Source organism: Micromonospora sp. M51 (assembly GCF_018070305.1).
Taxonomy (GTDB): domain Bacteria; phylum Actinomycetota; class Actinomycetes; order Mycobacteriales; family Micromonosporaceae; genus Micromonospora; species Micromonospora parva.
The window spans coordinates 1-3864 of the sequence record NZ_JAGPXZ010000601.1; the positions used below are offsets into that span (position 1 = coordinate 1).

Sequence of the window (3864 nt, forward strand, 5' to 3'; positions counted from 1 at the left end):
GGCAGTCCCCGTACGCCCGCAGCACCGCGATGGCCACCCTGAGCGCGCTGGCCGCCGGTCCGCCGGACCCGGCCCCGCACGCCGGCGCGCTCGCGCCGGTGCTGCACGGGCTGCTCCGCCGCAACCCGGACGACCGCCTCGGCCACGACGCGGCCCGTCGGTTGCTCAGGACGGCAGCGGGCGGCCGGGCCGACCCACCGGCGGTGACCGACCGCCCCTCGGCCGACGGGCCGGCGCCGGGGGTGCTCGACCCGGGCACCGCCGCCGACGACCTCGACCCCACCATTCCGCTGCCCGACCCGGCCGCGACGGAAGCCGGTGCTGCCTCCCCCGCACCGGACCCGTCCGCCGCCGGGCGTACCGCGCGCCGGGTGGCGGTGGTCGCCGTGGCGCTGCTGGTGGCCGTGGTGGCCGGCGTCGGCACCGCACTGACCGTCACCGGTGACAAGCCCGGCGACGTCACCGGGTGGTCCTCTCCGACGCCGGGCGCCGGGCCGCTCGGTCCCGGCCCGCTGCCGAGGGGACGCGGTGTTCCCCCACCCCCGTTCGCGTGTGTCCGCCCGGACATCGTCGGGACGCCCGTACGGGCCGGCACTCCGAGCGCGGGCGACGGGTTCCAACCGCCGCCCGGCTGGATCTGGTACGCCGACGTCACCGGATTCCGGGTCTCCGTACCGGCGACGTGGTGGACCTCCCGCGACGGCACTGTGGTGTGCTTCCAGGACCCGGCGACCGGCCGGGCCTTCAGCGTCGCCGAGGGCGGCGCTGTCGACCCGTTGCAGCGGGTGCGGGCCCTCCGCGACAAGGCAGCCGCGGCGGGGGCCCTGCCCGGGTACGACGAGATCCGGCTCGCCACCGGCGACGGCGCCGCCGAGTGGGAGTGTCGCTGGCAGACACCGCACGGGCGGTGGCTGCGCGCCCGCCAGCAGACCCTCGGCGCCGACCGCTGGACGCTGGGTTGGATCACCTTCGACGAGGACTGGACCGGGGCGGCCGGCGACTGGGAAATGGTGCGAAAGAGTTTCCGACCACCCCGCTGACCTGCACCGTATGGCCATGATCCGGACCACCGTCCGGTCTGGATCGAGGCCGCACAGTGGATGAGAAAGCCGACATTGGTGGCTATCGTGGATCCCGGGGTGACCGAGGGGGAGCGACCGTGCATCAGTTGCTGATCGCGGGTCGGTACCGGCTGCTCGACCTGGTCGGCACCGGCGGAATGGGCCGGGTGTGGCTTGCTCGCGACGAGATGCTGCACCGCGACGTGGCGCTGAAGGAGGTCGTGCCGCCGTCCTGGCTGGCCGAGACCGAACGTGCGGAGTTGCGGCTGCGCACCCTGCGGGAGGCACGCACCGCCGCCCGGCTCAACCATCCCAACGTGGTCCGCCTCTACGACGTGGTGCACGACCGGGACAGCCCCTGGATCGTGATGGAGTACGTGCCATCCCGGTCGGTGCAGCAGATCATCAGCGCCGAAGGGCCACTGAGTCCGCCGCGCACCGCCCGGATCGGGCTGGCGGTGCTCGCCGCGTTGCGGGCCGCGCACGCCGCCGGGGTGCTGCACCGCGATGTGAAGCCGCACAACGTGCTCGTGGCCGACGACGGGCGGGTGATGCTCACCGACTTCGGGTTGGCCACCTTCGACGGCGGCGACGGCACGATGACCGGGCCCGGCACGGTGCTCGGCTCACCGCAGTTCGTCGCGCCGGAGCGGGCCCGCGAAGGGGTGTCCGACGCGCGTACCGACATGTGGTCGCTGGGCGCGACGCTCTACGCGACGGTCGAGGGGCAGTCACCGTACGCGAGGTCGAGCGCCATGGCGACGCTCAGCGCACTGGCCACCGAACCACCTGACCCGATGCGTCGGGCCGGCCCGTTGCGTCCCGTCCTCACCGGCCTGTTGCAGCGGGACCCCTGGCGGCGGCTGACCGCCCTCGAGGTGGAGCCGCTGTTGCGCAGCGCCGCGGCGAGCCCCGACGAGCCCGCCGCGCCGGCCCGGTCGGCGGCGGTCGCGGCGGTCCGCAGCGCCGGCCGGGCGAGCACGCCCCACCCGGTCGAACCGGCGCCTCCGTCGGACGAACCGGCGACGCAGACCCCGCGCCCACCGCGCCGGACCGTCCGGCGCCGCCGCCTGATCGCCCTGGGCGGTGCGGCGGCGGCCCTGCTCGTCGCGGGCGGCGTCACGCTGGCCCTGGTCGATCGGCACGATGAGCGGACCCCACCGTCCGGCGCGGGTGGCGGCGCACCGACCCACCGGCCGGCGGCGTTCGCCTGCGCGTCGTCCCCGCCACCGTCGGCCACCCCGGTGGTGTCGGTGTCCCCGCCGGCCGACGCGAGATACCGGCTGCCCGAGGGGTGGACCTGGCACGACGACCCGACCGGGTTCCGGATCGCCGCGCCGGTGGGCTGGGCGCGCTGGACCGAAGGTCCGGTGACCTGCTTCCGCAGGTCCAGCGGGTCCCGGGTGCTCAGCGTCGAGGCGGGTCCGGCCCGCGCGGATCCGGTGGCGTACTGGAAGGCCGAGGAGTCGCGGTTGACCACGAGCGCGGCGTTGCCGGGTTATCGCAAGGTGGACATCTCCGCGATGGACATCTTCGAGGGCGGCGCGGTGTGGGAGTGCGGCTGGCTGAACGCCCTCGGCGTTGCGGTGCACAGTTTCCGGCTGCTGATCAACACGTCGGCGGGCCGCTCGTACACCGTCTCCTGGTTGACAGAAGAGTTCGACTGGCAGGTCAACGCGGCATACTTGCCGATGATCCGGCAGAGCTTCACCCCCACCCCGTAACTCCGTCCGATGTGGACCTGACGGGTGATGCCCCTGCGGCGCTGAGGCTGACTACAGTGGCGTAGTTTTGGGCGCTCAAGATCCTTGGGGAGGGTGAGCCGAGATGATGGGACCGCAACACGCGCTGTCCGGCGCGGCGGTGTGGTTGGCTGGCTCCTGGGCACTGGAGCAGTTCGCCGACTACCACCAGTCGCCGCTCGCGTTGGCGGTGGGCACCGCGGTGTGCGCCGGTGGCGCGCTCTTCCCCGACCTCGACATGTCGGGCAAGGTGACCAAGAACCAGGGTGGGGCCACCGTGGCCCGTACCTTCGGGGTCTTCTCGCTCTTCGCCGCCGAGGTGATGGAAAAGATCTCCCTCGGGGTCTACTACGCCACGAAGCTCAGCAAGGATCCGCGCCGCAACAACGGGCACCGGACGCTGACCCACACGCTGCCGTTCACCGTGCTGGTCGGCTGGGGCACCACCGCGCTCTGCGCCGCGTACGGCAAGTGGGCCGTCATCACCATCCTGTTCTTCATGTTCGGCCTGGCGCTGCGCGGGCTGTTCGATGAGTGGGCCGAGCGGGCCGGCTGGGTGATCATCACTCTCGCGTCGGCCGGGGCGGCCTGGTTCACCTACGCCAACCTGCCGGGCGGACGCGGCTATCCGCTGATCGGCACCGCGCTGGGCGTGGGCTGCTTCGTGCACATCCTCGGCGACATGATCACCCGTGCCGGCGTGCCGATCCTCTGGCCGATCCCGATCAAGCGGCGCATGTGGATGATGATCGGCCTGCCGAACCGCATCGCCCTGCGCGTCGGCAGCAAGGCCGAGGTGGTCGGCATGCGCATCGCGCTGACCGCCGTCTCGGCGCTCGCCACCGTCGGCCTGGTCGCGCCCTCGGTGCTGAGCCGATTCGACATCGAGATATGACCGGTCCGGCGCCGGTCGTCCCGCCGGTCGCCGACGAGCGCGTACCGGAGTTCTGCCGCGCGCTGGGGCTGCCGGGCCTCGCCGACGTGCACGTGCACTTCCTGCCGCCGCGACTGCTGCGTCGGGTGTGGGCCTACTTCGACGCCGCCGGGCCGCTGGTCGGCAC

General features: G+C 73.3%; 2 protein-coding genes and 2 pseudogenes. All 4 read left to right on the top strand.

Annotation, left to right across the window (positions count from 1 at the left end):
* Positions 1-1040: pseudogene (locus KBX53_RS25300) on the top strand (hypothetical protein); the annotation flags it as partial.
* Between the two features lie 119 nt (positions 1041-1159).
* Positions 1160-2785 carry a serine/threonine-protein kinase gene (locus KBX53_RS25305; RefSeq protein WP_036410768.1) on the top strand — a complete coding sequence of 542 codons (1626 nt, stop codon included), beginning with the start codon at positions 1160-1162 and terminating at the stop codon, positions 2783-2785.
* Positions 2786-2888: 103 nt separating this feature from the next.
* Positions 2889-3698 (top strand): metal-dependent hydrolase, encoded by an 810-nt coding sequence (locus KBX53_RS25310; protein ID WP_210862013.1) that lies wholly within the window; start codon positions 2889-2891, stop codon positions 3696-3698.
* Positions 3695-3864 (top strand): annotated as a pseudogene (locus KBX53_RS25315) (amidohydrolase); the annotation flags it as partial. The gene KBX53_RS25310 and the pseudogene KBX53_RS25315, both read left to right, overlap by 4 nt.

Coding starts and splice junctions, on each gene's coding strand:
- KBX53_RS25310 (WP_210862013.1), top strand. CDS start 2,889: ATGATGGGACCGCAACACGCGCTGTCCGGCGCGGCGGTGTGGTTGGCT.